This is a genomic window from Sulfurimonas sp. HSL1-2 (genome assembly GCF_039645565.1).
Taxonomy (GTDB): Bacteria; Campylobacterota; Campylobacteria; order Campylobacterales; family Sulfurimonadaceae; genus Thiomicrolovo; species Thiomicrolovo zhangzhouensis.
Map to the genome: position 1 here is coordinate 2,070,059 of NZ_CP147914.1, position 20,504 is coordinate 2,090,562.

The window sequence follows — 20,504 nt, forward strand, 5'->3', positions numbered from 1 at the left end:
GCATGCTGAACATTCCCGAACTCGAAGGGGTCGACCTCAAGCCCCATCCGCTCGAATCGGTAAACCTGAACCTCAGCCTGCGCAGCTACGTGCTTTTCAGCGAGATCGACGGCGAACTGCATATCGTCCTTTCCCGCGCCCACCTCTCCCAGGCCTTCGACTTCCTGGCCAAGTTCGACATTGACCTCCCCCTGGTCATCGTCGATGCGGACTCCTTCGACCGGCTCTACAACAAGTTCCTCGAGATCCGCACCGACTCCGAACTCAGCGGGATCGAACAGGAACAAGAAGAGATCGAAGAGGAGGAGATGTCGCTCTCGGACTTCCTGCACACCTCCTCGGACCTGCTCACCAGCGAAGAGTCCGCGCCGGTCATCAAGTTCGTCAACGCCCTCTTCTACCAGGCGGTCAAACAGCGTGCCTCGGACATCCACGTCGAGGTGCACGAGTACAAGGGCGAAGTGCGTTTCCGGGTCGACGGGGCATTGACCAAACACGCCGACATCGAAAAACGGGTCGCGAACCTCATCATCAGCCGTATCAAGGTCATCTCCAACCTCGATATCGCCGAAAAACGCGTCCCCCAGGATGGCCGGACCCACGTCAAGATCGCCGGCAAAACCCTCGACGTCCGCGTCTCCGTCCTGCCGACCTACTACGGCGAACGCGTCGTCATGCGTATGCTGATGCAGTCCGAAGATATCCCGCACCTCGAGGGGCTCGGCTTCGACCACGCCCTTACCAAGCACCTCGACGAAATCCTCAAGCACTCCCACGGCATCATCCTCGTCACCGGGCCGACGGGAAGCGGGAAGTCGACGACGCTGCACGCCTTTTTGCAGCAGGTCGCCACCCCCGATATCAACATCATCACCGTCGAGGACCCCGTCGAGTACAAGGCCGACAACATCAACCAGGTCCAGACCAACGCCAAGGCGGGGCTGACGTTCGCTTCGGGGCTTCGCTCCATTCTGCGCCAGGACCCAGACGTCGTCATGGTCGGGGAGATTCGCGACAGTGAAACAGCCGAGATCGCCATCCAGGCAGCCCTCACCGGCCACCTGGTCTTCTCCACGCTGCACACCAACAACGCCACCGCTTCCATCACCCGTCTCGTCGATATGGGCATCGAGCAGTTCCTCATCAGCTCTTCGCTGCTGGGGGTCCTGGCCCAGCGCCTCGTGCGCAAACTCTGCCCCGAGTGCAAGCAGCAGACCGTCCTCACCGACGAGTACGCCGAAGAGCTTGACCTGCCCAAAGGGGCCGTCGTCTTTGAGGAGCAGGGGTGCAAAGCGTGCAACTACACGGGCTACGCCGGGCGCCAGGCGATCGGAGAGTTTTTCGAGATGACCGACGATCTGGTCGCGATGCTCAAAGACCGGGTCAATGACCATGACCTTCGGGCCAAGGCGATCGCACTGGGGATGACCCCGCTCTCCGACCAGCTCAAGACCCTGCTGCTGAACGGGACGACCTCCCTGCACGAGATCATCCGTGTCGGGGTCAAGGACGCCTGATGCGTCCCGCTTTTACCCTCGTCGAAGTGCTGGCCGCCGTTGCGATCGCGGTCATCGCGGGCGCGGCGATGCTGAAGATGAACAGTTCGAACCTCTTCTTCCTCGGTCAGCTTGAACAGACCTCCCGTATGACCGAGAACCTTGCCGTCGCCGCCTTTCATGCCGACAAAAGCCTTCACCGCAGCGACAAACCCCTTTACGACCTGCTGCGTGACAGTTACCCTATTGAGAACGACGATCTGCGTGCCTACCTCAAATCCCAGCGTTACCGCTATACGGAGACCCTGGTCGACACCGTTTCGTTTGATACCGGGATGCTGACGGAGGGGGCAGAGAGCGGGGAGGAGTTCAACGCAAGGGACATCGAGGCCGCAGGCGCCGTTCCGCCGATCCAGTTCGAACTCATCCAGGTCACGCTGAGCGCAGAGCGCCGTCACGGTTCCATCCTTACCATAAGGCCGATGGCCCAATGAAACGCACCGCTTTCACCCTGATGGAACTGCTGATCTCGGTCGTGCTGATCGCCATGCTCGCGCTCTTCCTCTACGGGGCGCTCGGGGGCACCCGTGCCAGCAACGTCACGATGAAGAGCCATGCGGACGCACAGAGCAAGCGGCTCAAGCAGTACGCCCTCTTCTACCGTGACTGCGTCGAATCCTACGCCTTCGGCGTCCTTGCGACCAACGACAAGCACTACCAGGTGCTGCAGCTGCAGACAAAGAACTCCCTCTACGGCATCGCCGCACCCTACGTGACCTACTTCGTCCATGCCGAGACCCTTCAGCTCGTGCGCCTGGAGGCGTCTTTCCCCATCACCCTTCCGGTCCCCTACGATGACCGCGAACGCATTCACGTCAGCATCATCGACAGCGACGTGACGGACTTCAACATCTATACCGGGAAAGTGAAAGAGGCGGTGGAGAGCAATGCAACGGCGTTGGCGCCCGGCAGTGCCGTTCCCTCAGATGCGGGGGCGGGCGATACGACGCAGAACCTGACGTCAGGCCCGCGTACGATCAAAACGCATCTGCTCTACCTGAAAACGAAAGCGGCGCAGCAGCCGCTGCTGATGGAACTGGCTTTTTAGGGAAGGAAGCGCTAGAAGCTTTCGCGGATGCGCTCGGCCAGCTGTTCGGGACGCAGCCCCAGTGACGCTTCCACTTTGAGCGTCGCGCCGTGGGTGATGAAGGCGTCCCCATATTCGAAGCTCTGAAGACGGATATCCCCGATCCCCTCGGATGCGAGCCACTCCAACAGGGCGCTGCCCACCCCGCCGGCCGCGGCGGAGTCGCTGAAGACGAACCAGCGCTTATGGCGGCCGGTGAGCATACGCAGCAGTTCCGTATCGAGCGGTTTGACGAAACGCAGGTCCAGCAGGGCCGCCGGCATCCCCAGCTGCTCCAGGGTCTGCGCCGCACGGCCGACGCCGTTGCCGTACCCGATCAGCAAAATATCACTCTGGGCTTCGATCAGCAGCTCTGCCTTGCCGTATTCAAACGGGGTGGATTCCGGCAGTCCCGCTGTCAGGAAAGCACCCCGGGGGTAACGGAGCCCAAGCGGACGGTCAAAGGCCGCCGCGAAGGCCACGGCCTGGTGCATCGACTTTTCGTCGCGCGGCGCGCAGAGCGTCATATTCGGGATCGCGCGCAGGAAGCTGATGTCGAAGACGCCCTGGTGCGTCTCGCCGTCCTCGCCGACGATCCCCGCCCGGTCCATCGCGAACACGACCGGGAGGTCCATCAGGCAGACGTCGTGGATCACCTGGTCATACCCGCGCTGCAAAAAGGTGGAGTAGATCGTACAGAAGGGCTTGAACCCCTCTTTGGCCAGTGCGCCCATCGACGTCACGGCGTGCTGCTCGGCGATCGCCACGTCCCAGAAACGGTCGGGGTATTTTTCAAGCAGGGCCGAAAGCCCGGTACCGCTCGGCATCGCCGCCGTCACGCCCACGACTTTCTCATTACGGTCCGCCTGATGGAGCAGCGCCTCGGTGTAGATCTGCGTTGCGCTCTTGGCCCCGCTTTTTTTATGTGAGACACCGCTGTCGAGATCGAAGGGGCCCACGCCGTGCCACTGCTCGTGCTGCCCCTCGGCGATCTTGTACCCCTTGCCTTTGATGGTCTGGGCATGGATGATCACCGGTTTGCCCATCGTGCGGGCGGTCTCGAAGGTCTCAACGAGGCGTTTGATATCATGCCCGTCGACGGGGCCGATGTACTCGATTCCCATCTCTTCGAACATGATGCCCGGCGTGATCAGTTTGAAGGACTCCTCGAAGCGCTTGGCCAGGTAGTGCGCCCCCTCGCCGAAATGGTCCACAAACATTTCCGTGCCGCGTTTGATCTTCTGGTAGAAGGGGCTCGCCATCGCGGAGCTTAGCATCCGGCTGACGGCCCCGATCGGCTTGGCGATACTCATCTCGTTGTCGTTGAGGATGATCACCATCGGGTATTCGCGCTCGCCGAGCTCGTTGAGGGCCTCGTAGGCCATCCCCGCACTCAGCGCCCCGTCACCGATCATGACGACAGGGATTCGCTCGTTTTGCTCCCCTTTGAGAGCAATCGCTTTTGCGGCACCGACCCCGAGGGAGATGGAGGTGGAGGAGTGGCCTGCGACGAAGTAGTCGTGCTCGCTCTCCTTTGGCTTCGTGTAGCCGCTGAGACCGTCGAACTGGCGCAGGGTGGCAAAGGCCTCCCAGCGTCCCGTCAGCAGCTTGTGGGCATAGGCCTGGTGAGAGACATCGAAAATGAAGGGATCCTTGGCCGAATCAAACACCGCATGCATCGCCACGATCAGCTCGGTCGCTCCCAGCGTGGAGCTCAGGTGCCCGCCGTTGGTACTGACCACGTCCAGGATCCGCTCCCGGATCGCGCGGCACTGTGCCTCCAGCGCTTCATAATCGTGTAATGGTTTTTGGTTCATCCTGTCCTCGTACAATGGCCTCTCCCTGAAAAAGGGGAAAAAAGGTGAAGCATATTAGCGAAAAGGGGCTATTATCAACCTTCTCCGCCCCGATGCGACTGCAGCGCTTCAGCTTCAAGTAATCTGATAATCCCCTCTTTGGGATGGCCCCGGCGCAGGGCCGCCAGCAGCGCCTCGCGCGTCTGCGGCGTGAGCCGCCGGTAGATGGCGACCATCTTCTCCGTCGTCTCCGCCGGCCGTACCCTTTTTTGCAGCGCTTTCATTTTCCGGGCAAAGAGTTCCGACAGACGTCGGCGCAGCCCTTCGTCGCACTCCCCGCTGCATGCCATCCGCTCCCAAACCCGGTCGCGCTGATGCACGTCCATCGCCTCCATCGCCGCGGCGGCTTCCGCCGTCGCCAGCGTCAGGAGGTAGACCGCGACGGTCTGGGGATGTTCTCCCTCGTAGAGCCGCTGCGTCCCGGCGGGAATAGGCGCCTCGGGAACGGTTACGGACCGTTGCGGCACCGTTGGTGTTTCAGCATGAGGTGCGGTCACGGCCGGTGCCGGGCGTAGCGGCTGCAGCAGGCGCGCTAAGCGCCGTACAACCGATGCGACGCCCCCCGCCGTCGCCAGCAGCAGCAGGATCAGCAGGGCTTGGCCCCTCCTGTCGGGCTGCGGGCGTACCTCGCCCAACGCAAGCCCCTGGCGCTGCAGGCGCGCGGCATCGCCCTCATCTACAAGGATACGGCCGTCCTTCCGGACACGGTAATCCGCATCAAGCAGCTCCAGACGCTCTATCAGCCGCCCCGTCATAACAGGGTCGGCGATGGAACCGATAGCCATCTCCATGTGCATGAGCGAACGGTAGAGCATGCCGCTGAGCAGCAGGAAACAGAGCAGCAGCAGGGAGAGTAGAATAGTGGTCTTCGGCAGGGAGGAGAAAGCGTCCGCGATCTTCACCCCGCCCTCCGATCAGACCAGCTCCGCAGCCAGGGCGAAAAAGCGGTCGTTCTCTTCGGGCTTTCCGACGGTGACCCGGATCGCGTTGAGCCCGTAACCGGCGAGGTTACGCACGATCATCCCCTGCCGCAGCAGGGTGTCGGCGATCGCAGTGGAGTTCCTGCCCTCGCCCAGGCAGAGGGTGACGAAGTTCGTATAGCTATCGATCGCACGGATACCGTGCGCTTCGGCAAAGGCCTCGTAGCGCGCCATCTCCTCAAAGTTCTTCGCGATGCTCATCTGCACGAATTCCTCGTCCTCCAACGCCACGGAGGCCGCTTCGAGGGAGAGGGTTGTGATGTTGAAGGGGGGACGGAGCTTGTAGAGCGCGGTAATGATATCGCGCTGCGCGATACCGTAACCGACGCGCATCCCCCCCAACCCGTACGCTTTCGAGAAGGTCCCGAGGTAAAGCACGTTCTCATAGGTCTCGATGAGCTCTTTGGGCTCCAGGGCCTTGGCGGCATCCTTGTAGCGGGCGTACTCCATGTAGGCGCCGTCGACGATGACCAGGGTCTCCTTGTCGATTTTCGAAAGGAAAGCTTTCACCTCCGCCGCGTCCGCGCTGTCGCCGGTCGGGTTGTTCGGCGTACAGAGGAAGATGATGGAGGGTTTGTGCTCCAGGTAGAGCGCGTAGAACTCGTCGAGGTCATGTTCGCGCGAAGCCGTGCGGATCACCTCCGCACCGACGTGGTGCGCGTAGATCTCGTACATCGCGAAGGTGACGCTGTTGACAAGCACCTTGCTGCCCGCACCCGCCTTGGCATGAACGGCAAACTCGATCACCTGATCAGAACCGGCACCGATGACGACTTCGTGCGGATCGACGCCGAAACGTTTTGAAAGCCCCGCTTTGAGCTTGTGCATGGAGTCGTCGGGGTAGAGGGCCATCTTGGAGACGATCGCGCCCACGGCCTCCTGCACTTTCGGGGAGCAGCCGAACGGGTTCTCGTTACTGGCGAGCTTGACAATATCCTTCGGCGCGATCCCGAATTCGCGAACGACAAGCTCGATCGGCTTGCCCGCCTCATAGACGCTGATGGCATCAAGTACTGGATTGAATCTCATTGTTCCCCTTCGACGTAGCTTCCCAGCCACGTCACTTCTTCGGTGTATTTTTTCAAAACGCGTTGCACGTTTTTGTCGTCGATATGGCCGTAAAAATCGATAAAGAACCAGTAACCGAAACCGGAACCGCTTTTGGCCGGGCGGCTCTCGATCTTGCTGAGGTTGATCTTCGCCTTGTCGAAATCGTGCAGGAAATGGACCAGGACACCGGCACGCGTCGTCTTCTTGAGTTTGGCCAGGATCGAGGTCTTGTCATGGCCGCTCGGCACGTTTTTGAAATCGCTCAGGATAAAGAAGCGCGTCGTGTTGTCGGTGACGTCCTCGATGTTCTCGAACAGCATCGGCACCCCGTAGAGCTTGGCGGCGATATGGCTGCAGATCGCCGCGGCCTCCGGGTCCTTTGCCGCGAGAATGGCGGCCTTCGCCGTCGACTCGACGGGAATCTGCTCCACATTGTGAAGCCCGTGTTCGTCCAGGAAGGCGCGGCACTGGCCGAAGCCCTTGTCCTTGGAGTAGATGCGCTTGATCCCGTCGAGGTGCGGCGCCTTCGTTGCAAAGGTCATGTGGATCGGCATGTAGAGTTCCGCCACGATCTTCACGGGGCTCGCCGCCAGCAGGTCGAGCGTCTCGCCGACGACGCCGTCGCGCCGGCTTTCGATCGGGACGACCCCGAACTTCGCGCGCCCGCTCTCGAGGGCCTTGAAAACGCCGCTGATCGTGCCCATCGGGAGGTATTCGCTCATCGCGCCGAAACGGCTCTCCGCCGCCTGGTGGGTAAAGGTGCCTTCCGGCCCGAGGTAGGCGATGCGTTCGGGGAGTTCGAGGTTGCGTGCGACGGCGAAGATCTCGAGGAAGATCGCTTCGATCGCCCCGGCATTGAGCAGTCCCTTCTGCTCGATGTTGAGCGTCTCAAGCCGCTTCAGGATCGCCCGTTCGCGTTCGGGGCGGTAGATCGGCGCCCCGCTTTCGTTCTTGATCTCCCCCACGCGCTCCACCACGGCCATCCGCTCGTTGATCAGGGCCAGCAGCTCCGTATCAATCGCATCAATGGCATCGCGGCACGCCTCGAGGGTGTCCAACGCTTGTATCGCTTCGCTTTTCACTTCACACTCTTTCCGGACGGTATGTCAGTGACGTCATTATACACCACCGTCCCCGATTCTTCCCTTCGCAGCCGCGCTGTAAGCGCGTCTTCGGGGCGCACTTTTCCGCTGAGGACCAGGGCCGTCCGCATCCCCAGTGCCGCCGCACCGGTCAGATCGCCGGCGTAATCGTCGCTGATCATCGTCACCCCATCATAGGCGGCATCCGAACACTGGGTACGCAGCAGGCGCAGCGCCTCGCCGTAGAATGCTTCGGAAGGTTTGCCCACGACCGTAAACGGGACGGCCGCGGCATAGGAGAGCATCCGCAGCAGCGCCCCCACGCCGGGGAAGCGCTGTTCCTGCGTCGCATAGAGCGTCGTGTCGTGCATGCCGACCAGGCGTACACCGTTCATCAGGAAGGTGATCATCTGCGCGAAATCATCCGCACCGTAATCGGCCCGGACGGAGAGCAGGAGCGTTTGCGGCGCGCTGTAATCGCGTACGTACCCCATGGCATCAAGCTGTGCCAGGAAAGTCTCGCTGCCGTAGGCGGCTACCCCCTTCTTCGGGACCTCGCGTTCCAGAAGCATCAGCGCATCAAGGTAGCGGTTCTGGGGGATGGCAAAACCGAGCGATTGAAGGTAAGCCAGAAACTCGCTACTGGCGCGTTTCGTGTTATTGGTGACGACAAGGTAGGGGGTATGGTTGCGGTTGAGGGCGTCGATGAAGTCGATCGCCCCGGGGATGGGCGCCTGGGCCCGGTCATCGATCAGGGTGCCCTGAACGTCGACGAAGTACATGGGATCAGCCGAGGTATTTCAGCTCCGGTGCGACCAGGTCTTCGAAAGACTCCCGGTCCCGGATCAGGCGGTCCGCTCCCGCTATGAGCGCGACTTCCGCCGCGCGGCCGCGGGTATTGTAGTTGCTGCCCATGCCGAAGCCGTAGGCCCCGGCGCTGTGGACAACAAGCAGGTCGTTGTGCGCCATCGGCGGCAGCGGGTAATCCTTGGCCAGGAAGTCCCCGCTTTCGCAGACGGGACCGACGATGTCCGCCGGCGTCTCGTCGCCTTCATGGGCCGTGGCCGGGGTGATGCGGTGATAGGCGCGGTAGAGGCTCGGGCGGATCAGGTCGTTCATCGCACCGTCGACGACGACAAAACGCTTCGCACCGTTCTGTTTCTCGTACAATACCCGTGTCAGGAAATAGCCGGCGTTCGCCGTCATGAAACGGCCCGGTTCGCAGACGACAGTAATATCCATCCCCGCCAGGGTGGAGAGCACCGCCTGGGCGTAGTCGTACGGCGTGATCGTCGTTTCGTCCTTGTAGCGGATGCCGAGCCCGCCGCCGATGTCAAAGAACTTCAGCTCGATCCCGATGGCCGCTTTGAGGGAGCGCACGAGGTCGGCGACGATCTCGCTCGCCTCGCGGATCGGGTCGAGTTCGGTGAGCTGGCTGCCGATGTGGAAATGGATCCCGACGGGTTCAAGCCACTGTGACTTGTTGGCGCGGATATACATCCGCTTGGCCGCATCGATCTCGACACCGAACTTGTTGTCGTGCAGCCCCGTGGAGATGTAGGGGTGGGTCTTGGGGTCGATGTTGGGGTTGACACGGATACTGATCCGCGCAACCTGCCCCAGCTCCTGCGCGATCATCTCGACGCGCCCCAGCTCCGCCTCGCTCTCGAGGTTGATGTAGAGGATATCCCGTTCGATCGCCTCTCGGATCTCGTCGTCACGCTTGCCGACGCCGCTGAAGATCACCTTGTATTTGGGCACGCCCGCCATCATCGCACGGCGCACCTCGCCGATAGAGACGCAGTCCGCACCGGCACCGAGATCGGCAAACTGTTTGACGACACTGAGGTTCGAGTTGGCCTTGACGGCGTAGGAGATGAGGGATTTGCGCCCGCGGAACGCCTCTTTGAGCTCCTCGTACTGCGCGCGCATCGCGTCGAAATCATACACGTAGAGCGGTGTACCGTATGTGTCTGCCAGGGCATTGAAGTCCATTGACATGCTTCCTTCTTTCGGGGCCGGGGTGACGCCTGCAGCAGCACCGTGCCCGGGAAAATTGTTGCGCGATAATAGCGAAAAAGGGCTAAAGGGGGCGTTAGGAGTGTGCGTCGACGCCGTGCCCGTGGTTACGGTACCAGAGGATCAGGGCCGCCGCGAAAAGCGCGAGCACCGGCATCACGATGCCCACTTCACTGGGAATGGTCTTGTTGTTGGAGAGCTCGGTGAGCATAAAGAGGAATGACCAGGTCATCATCGTCGCCAGGATCGCAATGAAACTGAACAGCGTGATATTGAGGAAACGGGGGCTGATCGGGACGAAAAAGAAGATCAGGATGATCAGACTCGGCACGAACAGCGGCGTGATGAAAATGCGGTAGAGCGCACTTTTGATCTTGTCGATATTGAGGTTTTCACTTCCCAGCAGCAGCAGGGCATCGATCGCATCGAGGATGGTGTAGTTCACCTTCCCTTCGTAGACCTGGTCGAGGATCTTCGGACGGAACCCCTCGAGCATCATCAGATCCTGCAGCTGTGTCACGGTGATCCCTTCACCCTCCAGGCTCAGTGTGTCGGGTTTGCGCAGCGATACGGCGTGGCTCAGGTGCCAGTGTTCGTCGGTATAGTAGGCCCCCTCGGCGGAGAGCACCTGCTGGAGCTGTCCGTTCTCATGGGTGAAGATACGGATATCTTCGGCCCGCTCCTGCAGCGGGTAGAGTTTCCCGAAATAGACGTAGCGGTCCTTGAACGTGAAAAAGAGGTTGGAGGTGGGCTGCAGGTACTGGGCGGAGCGCCGGATATTGTTCGCATACTCGTCCGCACGGGCGAACGAGGTCGCATGCAGGGCGATGTAGAGGGTCATGATCACGACTGCCACCCCGACGAAGGGCTTGATAACGTCTGTTTTGTTGTAGCCCAGCGCATAGATCGCCACCAAAGCGTTGGAGCGGATCAAGAAGATCTTCGTCGCGATCATCGCAAAGACCAGGGAGAGCGGCAGCAGCATATCGACGGCAAAAAAGGTTTTGTAGGTGAGGTAGATGACGATAAGGTTGGCCGACTGCAGTTTGTCCGCGCTCTCCATATAGTCAAAACCAACCATGAAAAAAACAAGGGCAAAGAGAATGACGGCGATGTATTTGAGATAATGGTAGGCAATATAGCGGAACATCAACATCGCAGGCCCCTGAAGAATATCGGTTATTGTAACGGAGTTTTTTTGACGGTGTACTTAGAGGCGACCTCGTCCATGCTCATCCGCATCAGCGCCTCGACCGCGTCAGCAGTCCGGTCGATCCAGGCGGGAAGGTGCTCCCGTTCTGCCGGGGTGAAGGCACTCAGCACATAATCGGCAACCCGGTTGCGGTCTCCCGGATGACCTATGCCCATGCGCACGCGGATATAATCGGGGGAGATCGCCGTATCGGTCGATTTGAGGCCGTTATGCCCCCCGTGCCCGCCCCCGCGCTTGAAGCGCAGCGTCCCGAACGGCAGATCAAGGTCGTCATGGATGACAATAACTTCATCGATCTTGTAAAAACGTTTGACGTTGGCGATGGAACGGCCTGAGAGGTTCATAAAGGTGAGCGGTTTGAGGAAAAAATGGGTGGAAAATTTATAGAGGTCACCTTCAAAAACGGCCTTTTTGACGGCATCGCACTGATGGCGCTTTAAGAGCGCATCAACGACCATAAACCCGACGTTGTGCCGGGTCTTCTCATACGCCGAACCCGGGTTACCCAGTCCGACGATCAGCAAAATTATTTCGCTTTGATGATGGAGAGAACGGAAACGCGGTCAGCGTCAGTAAATGTAAACGCTTCGGATTTCTCCAGGTCGCGGATCAGGATAGAGTCACCGAGGTCGAGCGGAGCGACGTTGACAGTGATCGTATCCGGGATCTGATCGATGGCACCCTTGACGCGCAGACGTTTCTTCGCGACATACAGCATACCTTTGTTCTTCAGACCGACCGGTGAACCTTCCGTCTTGACCGGAACATTGTAGTGGGTAACGACACCCGGCTGTGCGACCATCAGGTCAACGTGCAGCAGGTTACCGGACACCGGATGAGACTCATACGCCTGAACGACAACGTTCATCTCCTGGTCACCGACTTTTACCGGGAACGCCAGGGTGTCTTTGTTGCGAACTGTACGGATGAACTCATTCATCTTGAAAGCGGCGTGAACGTTTTCAAGCCCCTTTCCGTAGATGTTGGCAATCAGATAACCATCGCGGCGACACGCTTTTGTAGCGCTTTTACCGGTACTCTCTCTAACAATACCTTCCAACATAGGTGTGTCCTTGTAATAAAATAGGACGGAATAATACTTAAATATACTTTAAAAACAGCTAAAACTGATGCTACTCGCCTTTGAGCTGGAAGATCTCATCTTCGCTGAAGCGCGGTTTGTCATCCTCTTCGTGCTTGGGCTGCATCGTACTGCCGTCTTTGGCGGTCACGCGGCTGGTGAAGCCCTCCATGCGAAGTTTGAGGTCTGCCGGCGAAGTCGCATATTTGAACGCCTGCTCTGTCGAGATCCGCTTGGCATGCCAGAGGTCCAGGATCCCCTGGTCGAAACTCTGCGATCCGTAGATATCCTTCCCCTCCTCGATGGCATCGCGGATCTCGCTGTCGCGGTCTTCCATGATGAGCTGGGCAATGTAGGGCGTATTGACGAGGATCTCCAGTGCCGCGGTCCGTTTGCCGTCCACGGTCGGGATGAGGCGCTGGGAAACGACCCCCTGCAAAACGGCTGCCAGGGTCATGCGGACCCGGTTCTGTTCCCCTGTCGGGAAGATGGAGATGACACGGTTGATCGTCTCCTTCGCATCCAGGGTGTGCAGCGTGGAGAAGACAAGGTGTCCCGAGTCCGCCGCATGCAGCGCCGTCTCGACCGTCTCGATATCCCGCATCTCCCCGACGAGGATGATATCCGGGTCTTCACGAAGTACGGCACGCAGGGCGTTGGCGAAGCTCTTCGTATCCTGCCCGACACTGCGCTGGTTGACGATACATTTGCGGTCCTTATGGACGAATTCGATCGGGTCCTCGATGGTGACGATGTGTTTGCGCTGCGACCAGTTGATCTCGTTGATGATTGCCGCAAGCGTCGTCGATTTACCCGAACCGGTAACCCCGGTCACCAGGACCAGCCCCCGCTCGGTACTGGCAAACCTGTGGACGACCTTGGGCAGACCGAGATCGTCGATGGAGACGATCTTGACGGGAATGACACGGAAAACAGCGGAGACCCCGTCCATCTGGAAAAAGATGTTGACACGGAAACGGGTATTCTCGTCGAAAGAGTAGACAAGGTCGAGCTCTTTTTGCCGGACGAACTCAGCAAAACGGGTTCGCAAAAGTTCTTTCGCGAAGGTGAGCGCCTCCTCTTTTTTGAAGATTTCGCCGCTAAGCGGCGTAATGTCACCGTTGATACGGGCACGTACGACGGAATTTGCCTTGAGGTGGAGGTCCGAGCCCCCGGCATCCATCATCCGTTTCAGGTACCCGCGCACCCGCCGCAGCGTTTCAAAGGTCAGGTTCTCAATATTGATATCGGTATCGACTTGATTTGTACTCATAAATTACTCCAATTCCGCCAGGATTTCGGCAAATGCCGTTTTGAATGCTTCAAGCCCCTCGTCCATGAGCTGGGCGCAGACCGCCTCGATATCGACGCCCGCTTCGGCGACGGCGTCGAAATGTGCCTCGATCCGTTCCGCGTCAAGCGGCAGCTTCGCCTCAGTGTCCCCGTGCGCCACGAAGGCCTCGATCGTCTCGATCGGTGCCGTGTTGACGCTGTGCGCCGCCAGCAGTGCATCGACATAGTAGGAGGGGCGAAGTCCGCCCCCCTTGACGCCGGTCGACGCGAAGAGTGCGCGGCAGCGGGGCAGCTCCAGCGACTCGACCGCCTCGTAAATGGCCGCGGCGTTGTAGACGCCAGCCAGGGCCGGCTGCACCCCTTTGGCTTCGAGCGTCGCGTCGATGGCGCGGTCCAGGCGGCTGACGAAGATGCTGATCACCGTATCGACCTGTACCGAACCCTTCTCCAGCCCCCGTGCGAAGGAGTTGGCACAGGCCAGCGCCTGCGCCTTGGAGAAGATCAGCGTCGCGTTGACGGGGATCCCCTCGCTGACCAGCGTCTCCATGGCCACATAGCCCGCGTCGGTTGCCGGGACCTTGATCATCACATTGGGACGTTCGATCGTCCTGAAAAGGCGGCGCCCCTCCTCGATCGTTCCGACGGCATCGTCGCAGAGGTAGGGGTCGACCTCGATGCTCACATAGCCGTCGTCGCTTTGATCAAACAGCGGCCGCAGGGCATCCGCCGCTTTCTGGATATCCGTGATCGCCAGGGCTTCGTATTTGGCCTTTGGGGTGTGGTTCTGCAGCGTCTCCAGCTGCATCTGGTAGGCCGGTGAGGTCAAAATGGCATTTTTGAAAATCGCGGGGTTCGACGTCGCCCCGTTGACAACGCCCTGCTCGACGAGACGTTTTAGGCCCGTATCGATGAAATCGCGTTCGATGAAATCGGCCCAGAGGGAAAACTGTATTTGCGGAATGTACATCGGCTCTCTTCTACGTTGATATCGTGTAACGATTATAACCGATTGCGGCACCGGTGTCTATAAAGGCATGTTAATAATAGTGTACGAATGCGGCACTGAAACTGCGCTGGGGGCCGTCGGTTTTCTCCGTGTAATCAAAGAAGAGCTTCAGCGCGTTGTTCTGTGAAATGCGGCTCGTATGTTCCACTCTTCCCGTCCACTGGCGCATCCCGTCGGCATAAAAACGGTACCCGCCCTCCCCGGCCAGTTTGGAACCGCCGCCCGTTTCAAAAAGCACCCCTGCCGTCGTGTTAAATGCGCCGTACCCTTTGTCCGTGATGAAAATTTCCGGCTCCGCCAGGAGATACCCGTACCCCCATCTGCCTCCGGCGGCGAAACCCGCGCCGACCGTCGTGCCGAACACCGCATCACGGCTCAGAAACGACTGGTCCCACCCCGCACGCATCCGCCAGGAGAAGGGGCTGAAAAAGGCGCTTTGCGGGGCGATGGACGTAATGGAGACGATTGTCGCCTTCTCCACGGCAGCGCCGTCGCGGTCATAACGCGCTTCAAGGTCCAGAAACTCGATCTGTGTTCCGGGCATGAACCCGACGTCGCTGTCGCTGAGATCGTGATAGGCCGGCCGGATGCCGATGCGCTGGTAAGGGTTGCCGTCACGCCATCCCGTTGCGGCGAGCGCCCGCGTCGCGCGGTGCCCCTCATCGGGGTTTCTCGGGCGTGTCACGGGCAGTGTCTCCCCCTTCCCGAGGGCCGCTCGCGCGGAAAGGATTTTATGAAATCGCTCCGAATAGGCCGCCTTGTCGACCTTCCCCTTCATCAAACGGTACTCGGCAAGCTCCGACGCCGCCTCCAGGGTGTAGCGCTTCATCTGTGCATCGCGCACCGGATCGTCCAGCACCTCCCGGGGCTCAAGCACGCCGTCGGCCAGCGCGAGGGCTTCCGTTTCGCCGCGCTTGTCCAGCACCCTCTCATAGGCCAGCAGCAGTGTCCGCTTCGACGGCCGGTAGTGCTTGGCATGCACCAGCCCCTCCTCTTCGGTCGCATGAACGGTCTCCATCGGGATGATGTGGTAGATGAAATGGCCCCGGACATCAACGTCCGGCCGGGCGATCTCCATCAGCCAGAGCATGTTGTACGAACAGTTTTCGTCGAAGAAGTAGTACCAGTTGTACACCCCTTTGAGTTCCCAGATATGGCGGATCATCGCCATCACCTCGTCATGGTTCAGGTCCAGGTCGTACTCCCAGACGTCGCGCTGTTCCGTATCCCGGTACTCTTTGAGTTTTTCATAATAGGGCAGCAGGGAGTAAAACCCCGGGTAGCCGCCGAAAAGACCCTTGATCGCGAAGACGATCCCGTTCTCTTTGTCCGGGTCCGCGCCGGCGGCGTAGTTGACGGCATAGGAGAGCATCTTCGACTCATAGGAGGAGTCGATGCGCAGAAAGGTATGGCCGAACATGGAGGCCGGGGAGTTGATGTGCGCCGAGGAGAAGACCAGCGTCACCGACTGCGGGTCCATCTTCCGCACCAGCGTCTCGTAGGCGGTGCACTGCAGCGCTGGCAGGCCTTCCAGCCCGAGACGCTCCTGCAGCCAGGCGCGGCGGGCGGGGAAACGGCATCCCGTCGCGTTGTCGTCGAAGCGGGTCTCCCCGTAGAGCGCCGTGATCGTCGCATTGAGTTCGGCCCCTGCGTTCTCCCTGCCGTCCGGCGCGAGGAAGAATGCCGGGTCGTCGACTTCGCTGACGTCTTTAGGCATATGCAGCAGCAGGTGCCAGTACCGGCTCTCTGCCAGCGCCAGATCTGCCGCCTTATCCAGGGCGTTTTCCACTACGTTTGCCTGCACGACAGACGCCAATATCATCAGCATAATGAGGAAACGGTACAAGAAAAAACCCTTTTGGGGAGATGGGAGGATGGGCCGGGAACCCGGCCCGAGAAAAGTAGGGTCAGCCCTCGACGGTTGCGATGTTGTCGAGAACGTCAGCCATCTTGACGTCGCCGGACGTGTAGATGCTGTTGTAGTTTTGCTGCAGGGAAGCCGCGAAAGCCGCTTTGTCTTCGACTTTGAGCAGTTCCGCAAGCGTATCGACGGATTCACCGCCGCCGATCGCAGCCTCTTTCGCAATCTGATCCATGTTGGACGCGACGAATTCGGCAGCACGGTCGTTCATAACCAGCGGCATGCGCTTACAGCCGGACGTACCGGAGGTGATACCGAACGTCTGGTTTGCAGAGGTACCGTTGGTGGTCGCCTGGAGTGCGAGCATAATCGCGGAGCTGTCATCTTTGATGATCATCGCACCGAGACCGCAGCCCGTCTGGCTGTTGACACCGGCGAAAGCCGCCGAACTGAGCGCCGCAACCGCAGCAAGACTTACAAGTACTTTTTTCATTGTGACTCCTTCATCGTTTGATGATGGTTCAGTATAAGAATTGTTTCCTTAAACCGGTCTAATGACGCACCAAATTTCACCCCTGGAGACAGCGGCTATTCGTTCAGCTCATCATCCTGCCAGTACTTCGTCCCCTGGATCGTTGCCTGCAGCGCCAGCCCCGTCTTGGTCAGTTGGTAGAGTCGGATACCCGGGGCGACGGTCACCGCCCCGCCGAAGGCAGCCCCTTTGTCGTCCGCTTTGGCGGCGGCATCGGCCTGGGCGTTTGCCTCCCACCCCTTGTTGATGAAATCCTCGTAGACTGTTTTGTTCTCGAAAAGGAAGACCCCGCGGAAATCCTTGATGCCGAGCCCGAGCCCCACACCGACGGTCCCCATATTCATATAGGTATCTTTGCCCGTTTCATTGTCGTGCGCCACCCCTGAACCGCCTCCGGCAGAGACAAGAATGAGGTTAACGCCGATATTGCTGAACACGGCGTAGCCGTACGCTTTCTTGATGATCGCTTTCGCCTCCGGCGCCTCTTTGTAGAGCATCGCCAGCGTTTCCGCCTTCATCTTCTGTACTTCCTGGCGCTTCTCCTCTGCTGTCTTTCCGCTCCAGAAGCCCGAAAGCAGAATGACGCCCAGCAGTGCCGCAACGGCTGCCCTGATCGTTTGCAGTTTCATGCCCACTCCTTTTACGCTTGCATGAAACCCATTATACCTTTATCGCGCAGCTGTTCGAGACGCATCAGGAAATAGTCGCGGCTCACCTCGATGGCGCCGAGGCTTTTGAGATGCTCCGTCGGCACCTGGGCATCGATCATCTCGAAGCCGCGCGCCTTCAGGTGCTCTACCAATGCGGCAAAGGCGGCCTTGGAAGCGTCGCTGACATGGGCGAACATCGATTCGCCGCAGAACATGCCCCCGACTTCGACCCCGTACAGTCCGCCGACGAGCCGCCCCTCCTGCCACGCTTCGACCGAGTGGGCGTGTCCCATCGCGTGCAGAACTTCGTAGGCCTCGACCATCTCCGGCAGGATCCAGCTCCCCTCCTGTCCAGGACGGGGTGTCGTCGCACAGGCGCGGACTACGTCACTGAAGGCAGTGTTGAAACGGATGTCGAAATGTTTGAGGCGCTTACGGAGCGAACGGCGCAGCACGAAGTCCTCAAGATTGAGAATGAACCGGGGATCGGGGGACCACCACAAAATGGGGTCGCCTTTGCTGTACCAGGGAAAAATGCCGCTGCGGTAGGCCAGCAGCAGCCGTGAAGGTGACAGGTCGCCGCCGAAGGCGACGATACCCGATTCGTCGGCATCCCTCGGGTCGGGGAATGCCAGTTCATAGCGGATCTGCTGCGGAATCACACCGCCGCCTCTTCCTCCGCATGTTCGTCATACGTGAAGACGATCTCGTTCTTGTAATCGACATGGACCTTCCCGCCTGCTTTCAGACGGCCGAAAAGCATCTCGTTCGTAAGCGGGTCCTTGATCTTCTCCTGGATGATCCTTCCGAGCGGGCGGGCCCCCATCGCTTTGTCGTAGCCCATCTCCGCGAGATAACCGCGGGCTTTCTCGCCCAGGGTGATCGCAATGCCCTTCGATGCCAGCTGCATGTTGAGTTCGGCGATGAATTTGTCGACGATCCCCTCGACGATCTCGCGGTCCAGCGGGGCAAACTCGATGACGGCGTCGAGGCGGTTACGGAACTCCGGCGTAAAGAAGGCCTTGAGCGCTTCGCCGCGGGCCAGGCTGCTGTCGGCATTGAAGCCCATGACGCTGCGTTCTGTTGCCCCGACGTTGGAGGTCATGATCAGGATGACGTTCTTGAAATTCGCCTTGTAGCCGTTGTTGTCCGTCAGCGTCGCATTGTCCATCACCTGGAGCAGCACGTTGATCAGCTCCGGGTGGGCCTTTTCGATCTCGTCGAGCAGCAGCACCGTGTAGGGGTGTTTGCGGATCGCCTCGGTGAGCAGACCGCCCTGCTCATAGCCGACATAACCCGGAGGGGCACCGACCAGGCGCGAGAGCGCATGCTTCTCCATGTATTCGCTCATGTCGAAGCGCTCGAAATGAACCCCCAGCGTCTCCGCCAGGGACTTGGCCAGTTCGGTTTTCCCGACGCCCGTCGGTCCGGCAAAGAGGAACGACGCGATCGGCCGCTCTTCGGGGTTGAGCCCGGCGCGGCTGCGTTTGATCGCCAGCGCGACCTTCTCGACCGCCGCATCCTGCCCGATCACCTTGGCGCGCAGATCGCGCTCAAGATATTCAAGCCGCAGGGTATCGTCTTCGCAGACCTGCGAGGTCGGGATTCCCGTCATCTTCGCGATGACGTTTTCGATATCAAGCGCCTTGACGACGTTGCGGTCATGTTTTTTCAGATGGAACGATGCCCCCGCCTCGTCGATAAGGTCGATCGCCACGTCGGGCAGGAAGCGGTCGGAGATATACTTCTTCGACAGCGATACCGCCACTTCGAGTGCTTTGTCCTCGTAGGTAAGCTTGTGATGCTTTTCGTATTTGGGACGCAGCCCCTTGAGGATCTCGATGCTCTCGGCCTGGCTCGGCTCATCCACATCGATCTTGGCAAAGCGGCGGCTCAGCGCGCGGTCTTTTTCAAACACATTGCGGTACTCGGCATAGGTCGTCGCCCCCATACACTTCATCGCCCCCGACGCGAGGGCCGGTTTGAGCTGGTTGGAAGCGTCCATGCTGCCGCCGTTGACGGCACCGGCGCCCACGAGCGTATGGATCTCGTCAATAAACATGATGGCGTTCTTGTGCGCCGTCACCTCATCGATCACCCCCTTGAGGCGTTTTTCGAAGTCACCGCGGTATTTCGTCCCCGCCAGCATCGCACCGAGGTCCAGGGCGTAGACGGGGGCCTCTTCGAGCAGTTCGGGGACCTCCCCGTCCGCAATGCGCAGGGCCAGGCCCTCGGCGATGGCTGTTTTGCCGACGCCGGGTTCGCCGACGAGCAGCGGGTTGTTCTTTTTACGCCGGCAGAGTGTCTGCACGACCCGCTCGATCTCGTCCTGGCGCCCGATGACGGGGTCGATGCGGCCGGCGCGGGCCTGCGCCACCAGCTCTACCGTATACTTCTCGAGGTAGCTCTCCTCCGCATCCGAAACGGACTGGGGCTGCACATCCTTGTGCGAGATCACCTCCAGGACGTCGACGCGGTTGATATCGCTCTCGAGCAGCACCTGGCAGGCATAGGTGTGCTTCTCTTCGTAGATCGCCGCCACGAGATCGCCGACCTCCGCCTGCTGCTTCTGCGCACTCTGGATGTGGCGGATCATCTGGTCGATCATGCGTGACAGCGCAACGGTCTCGAAAGGCTCCTGGGTCACGTCCTCGGGCAGGGGCTCCATCGTCATGGAGAGGTAGCGGCTCACCGCAGCGCGCATGGACGCGACGTCGCCGCCGCACTCCCGGATAATCGCGATCCCCTCTTTGGAACCGAGCAGAGCATAAAAGACATGCTCGATCGTCAGGTATTCATGCCGCTGATCCTTGGCATACAGCAGCGCTTTTTGAAAGACGGCATTAAGTTCGGCACTGATCATTACGCTTCCTCCATCGTTGCCTTGAGCGGATACCCATGCTCCCGCGCCAGACGGCTGACCTGCATCACTTTGGTCTCTGCCACTTCGTAAGTGTAGACACCGCAGATCCCACGGTCCTGGCGATGGATATCGAGCATGATCTGCTCCGCTTCCTGATAACTCTTGTGAAAAATACTCATCAAAACCTCGACGACGAAATCCATGGAAGTGTAATCGTCGTTGAGCAAAATCACTTTATATTGTCCCGGCTCCTTGAGCAGCAGTTCACCCTCAAGTTCAAGCTCTCTTTTCGTACTCAAACATTGTCCTTAACACGTGCATACCACTGCTTCTGCAGTGCAAAATGCATAAAACAGTCTTGTTCATTACTAACGTCAGTTAGATTAGCAGGGATTG

Annotated in this window: 20 protein-coding genes; 3 read left to right on the plus strand and 17 right to left on the minus strand. The window is 59.7% G+C overall.

Annotation, left to right across the window (positions count from 1 at the left end):
* Window positions 1-2: 2 nt before the first annotated feature.
* From WCX18_RS10625 to WCX18_RS10635, 3 genes are read left to right on the plus strand one after another with little or no spacing between them, the layout of a single operon-like run.
* On the plus strand, window positions 3-1,517 hold the full coding sequence (locus WCX18_RS10625; protein ID WP_345987624.1) for a GspE/PulE family protein: 1,515 nt from the start codon (window positions 3-5) through the stop codon (window positions 1,515-1,517).
* Window positions 1,517-1,990 (plus strand): prepilin-type N-terminal cleavage/methylation domain-containing protein, encoded by a 474-nt coding sequence (locus tag WCX18_RS10630; protein ID WP_345987625.1) that lies wholly within the window; start codon window positions 1,517-1,519, stop codon window positions 1,988-1,990. Before WCX18_RS10625 ends, WCX18_RS10630 begins: the two co-directional genes overlap by 1 nt.
* Window positions 1,987-2,604 carry a prepilin-type N-terminal cleavage/methylation domain-containing protein gene (locus tag WCX18_RS10635; protein WP_345987627.1) on the plus strand — a complete coding sequence of 206 codons (618 nt, stop codon included), beginning with the start codon at window positions 1,987-1,989 and terminating at the stop codon, window positions 2,602-2,604. The genes WCX18_RS10630 and WCX18_RS10635 overlap by 4 nt, the downstream gene beginning before the upstream one ends.
* Before the next feature lie 11 nt (window positions 2,605-2,615).
* Here the strand turns inward: WCX18_RS10635 and dxs are convergent, their stop codons facing one another.
* The 17 genes from dxs to clpS all read right to left on the minus strand — a co-directional run bounded on the left by dxs (window position 2,616) and on the right by clpS (window position 20,407).
* Window positions 2,616-4,439, minus strand: coding sequence for a 1-deoxy-D-xylulose-5-phosphate synthase (gene dxs / locus WCX18_RS10640; protein ID WP_345987628.1), 1,824 nt, complete (start codon window positions 4,437-4,439; stop codon window positions 2,616-2,618).
* Window positions 4,440-4,513: 74 nt separating this feature from the next.
* A complete protein-coding gene (locus WCX18_RS10645) occupies window positions 4,514-5,380 on the minus strand; it encodes a hypothetical protein (RefSeq protein ID WP_345987630.1) in 867 nt (288 codons plus the stop codon).
* A 12-nt stretch (window positions 5,381-5,392) separates the two neighbouring features.
* On the minus strand, window positions 5,393-6,487 hold the full coding sequence (hisC, locus tag WCX18_RS10650) for a histidinol-phosphate transaminase (protein ID WP_345987632.1): 1,095 nt from the start codon (window positions 6,485-6,487) through the stop codon (window positions 5,393-5,395).
* The gene (gene pheA, locus WCX18_RS10655; protein ID WP_345990802.1) at window positions 6,484-7,566 is read right to left on the minus strand and encodes a prephenate dehydratase; all 1,083 of its coding nucleotides are present in this window, start codon (window positions 7,564-7,566) and stop codon (window positions 6,484-6,486) included. Before pheA ends, hisC begins: the two co-directional genes overlap by 4 nt.
* A gap of 20 nt (window positions 7,567-7,586) precedes the next feature.
* Entirely contained in the window at window positions 7,587-8,372 is a 786-nt protein-coding gene (locus WCX18_RS10660; RefSeq protein WP_345987634.1) for an HAD-IIA family hydrolase, read from the minus strand.
* Between the two features lie 4 nt (window positions 8,373-8,376).
* A complete protein-coding gene (lysA, locus tag WCX18_RS10665) occupies window positions 8,377-9,591 on the minus strand; it encodes a diaminopimelate decarboxylase (protein WP_345987636.1) in 1,215 nt (404 codons plus the stop codon).
* A 94-nt stretch (window positions 9,592-9,685) separates the two neighbouring features.
* A complete protein-coding gene (locus WCX18_RS10670; RefSeq protein WP_345987638.1) occupies window positions 9,686-10,759 on the minus strand; it encodes an LptF/LptG family permease in 1,074 nt (357 codons plus the stop codon).
* Window positions 10,760-10,788: 29 nt separating this feature from the next.
* A complete protein-coding gene (gene pth / locus WCX18_RS10675; protein WP_345987640.1) occupies window positions 10,789-11,346 on the minus strand; it encodes an aminoacyl-tRNA hydrolase in 558 nt (185 codons plus the stop codon).
* 2 nt (window positions 11,347-11,348) lie between these two features.
* Window positions 11,349-11,885, minus strand: a complete 537-nt coding sequence (locus WCX18_RS10680) for a 50S ribosomal protein L25/general stress protein Ctc (RefSeq protein WP_345987641.1) — start codon at window positions 11,883-11,885, stop codon at window positions 11,349-11,351.
* A 70-nt stretch (window positions 11,886-11,955) separates the two neighbouring features.
* On the minus strand, window positions 11,956-13,176 hold the full coding sequence (locus tag WCX18_RS10685) for a PilT/PilU family type 4a pilus ATPase (RefSeq protein WP_345987643.1): 1,221 nt from the start codon (window positions 13,174-13,176) through the stop codon (window positions 11,956-11,958).
* 3 nt (window positions 13,177-13,179) lie between these two features.
* Entirely contained in the window at window positions 13,180-14,163 is a 984-nt protein-coding gene (locus WCX18_RS10690; RefSeq protein WP_345987645.1) for a transaldolase, read from the minus strand.
* Window positions 14,164-14,233: 70 nt separating this feature from the next.
* Window positions 14,234-16,048 (minus strand): DUF4105 domain-containing protein, encoded by a 1,815-nt coding sequence (locus WCX18_RS10695; protein ID WP_345987647.1) that lies wholly within the window; start codon window positions 16,046-16,048, stop codon window positions 14,234-14,236.
* Window positions 16,049-16,109: 61 nt separating this feature from the next.
* The gene (locus WCX18_RS10700; RefSeq protein ID WP_345987649.1) at window positions 16,110-16,556 is read right to left on the minus strand and encodes a DUF3015 family protein; all 447 of its coding nucleotides are present in this window, start codon (window positions 16,554-16,556) and stop codon (window positions 16,110-16,112) included.
* Between the two features lie 95 nt (window positions 16,557-16,651).
* Window positions 16,652-17,224 carry a hypothetical protein gene (locus tag WCX18_RS10705; RefSeq protein WP_345987651.1) on the minus strand — a complete coding sequence of 191 codons (573 nt, stop codon included), beginning with the start codon at window positions 17,222-17,224 and terminating at the stop codon, window positions 16,652-16,654.
* Window positions 17,225-17,235: 11 nt separating this feature from the next.
* Window positions 17,236-17,907, minus strand: coding sequence for a leucyl/phenylalanyl-tRNA--protein transferase (aat, locus tag WCX18_RS10710; RefSeq protein ID WP_345987653.1), 672 nt, complete (start codon window positions 17,905-17,907; stop codon window positions 17,236-17,238).
* Window positions 17,904-20,108 carry an ATP-dependent Clp protease ATP-binding subunit ClpA gene (clpA, locus tag WCX18_RS10715; RefSeq protein WP_345987655.1) on the minus strand — a complete coding sequence of 735 codons (2,205 nt, stop codon included), beginning with the start codon at window positions 20,106-20,108 and terminating at the stop codon, window positions 17,904-17,906. The genes aat and clpA overlap by 4 nt, the downstream gene beginning before the upstream one ends.
* Window positions 20,108-20,407 (minus strand): ATP-dependent Clp protease adapter ClpS, encoded by a 300-nt coding sequence (gene clpS / locus WCX18_RS10720; protein WP_345985157.1) that lies wholly within the window; start codon window positions 20,405-20,407, stop codon window positions 20,108-20,110. The genes clpA and clpS overlap by 1 nt, the downstream gene beginning before the upstream one ends.
* Window positions 20,408-20,504: the final 97 nt, after the last annotated feature.

Excerpts from the sequence above, each read along its gene's own strand:
- WCX18_RS10635 (WP_345987627.1), top strand. The coding sequence starts at position 1,987 with ATGAAACGCACCGCTTTCACCCTGATGGAACTGCTGATCTCGGTCGTG.
- WCX18_RS10705 (WP_345987651.1), bottom strand. The coding sequence starts at position 17,224 with ATGAAACTGCAAACGATCAGGGCAGCCGTTGCGGCACTGCTGGGCGTC.
- WCX18_RS10690 (WP_345987645.1), bottom strand. The coding sequence starts at position 14,163 with ATGTACATTCCGCAAATACAGTTTTCCCTCTGGGCCGATTTCATCGAA.
- WCX18_RS10630 (WP_345987625.1), top strand. The coding sequence starts at position 1,517 with ATGCGTCCCGCTTTTACCCTCGTCGAAGTGCTGGCCGCCGTTGCGATC.
- WCX18_RS10660 (WP_345987634.1), bottom strand. The coding sequence starts at position 8,372 with ATGTACTTCGTCGACGTTCAGGGCACCCTGATCGATGACCGGGCCCAG.
- dxs (WP_345987628.1), bottom strand. The coding sequence starts at position 4,439 with ATGAACCAAAAACCATTACACGATTATGAAGCGCTGGAGGCACAGTGC.
- lysA (WP_345987636.1), bottom strand. The coding sequence starts at position 9,591 with ATGTCAATGGACTTCAATGCCCTGGCAGACACATACGGTACACCGCTC.
- WCX18_RS10670 (WP_345987638.1), bottom strand. The coding sequence starts at position 10,759 with ATGTTCCGCTATATTGCCTACCATTATCTCAAATACATCGCCGTCATT.
- clpA (WP_345987655.1), bottom strand. The coding sequence starts at position 20,108 with ATGATCAGTGCCGAACTTAATGCCGTCTTTCAAAAAGCGCTGCTGTAT.
- WCX18_RS10625 (WP_345987624.1), top strand. The coding sequence starts at position 3 with ATGCTGAACATTCCCGAACTCGAAGGGGTCGACCTCAAGCCCCATCCG.
- WCX18_RS10700 (WP_345987649.1), bottom strand. The coding sequence starts at position 16,556 with ATGAAAAAAGTACTTGTAAGTCTTGCTGCGGTTGCGGCGCTCAGTTCG.
- WCX18_RS10680 (WP_345987641.1), bottom strand. The coding sequence starts at position 11,885 with ATGTTGGAAGGTATTGTTAGAGAGAGTACCGGTAAAAGCGCTACAAAA.
- WCX18_RS10685 (WP_345987643.1), bottom strand. The coding sequence starts at position 13,176 with ATGAGTACAAATCAAGTCGATACCGATATCAATATTGAGAACCTGACC.
- hisC (WP_345987632.1), bottom strand. The coding sequence starts at position 6,487 with ATGAGATTCAATCCAGTACTTGATGCCATCAGCGTCTATGAGGCGGGC.